The following is a 242-nucleotide window of genomic DNA, read 5'->3' as shown; positions in this document are numbered from 1 at the left end:
GATACAGTAGAGACAGGAGGAACAGATTTAGATGGTGATGGTATAGCCGATGGAGCAATAGATCCAGTAACTGGTATTCCTACATCAGCAGGCACAGGTGTCTCTAGTCCAACAGATACCGATGGTAATGTCGGAGAGAACCTTCCAGATTTCTTAGATACAGATAGTGATGATGATGGCTGTAGTGATGCCAATGAAGCCTTTGGAGATAACACAGCCGATGGCGGCGATGGCGGACAATA

The 242-nt window shown here is 46.3% G+C and carries 1 pseudogene; it reads left to right on the top strand.

Annotated elements, in window-relative coordinates:
• Positions 1-242 (top strand): annotated as a pseudogene (locus tag Q0997_RS20410) (hypothetical protein); the annotation flags it as partial.

This window comes from uncultured Lacinutrix sp. (genome assembly GCF_947500325.1).
In the GTDB taxonomy this organism is placed as follows: Bacteria; Bacteroidota; Bacteroidia; order Flavobacteriales; family Flavobacteriaceae; genus Lacinutrix.
Note: the sequence above shows the minus strand (reverse complement) of the source record. Positions and strands in the feature narration are given on the sequence as shown.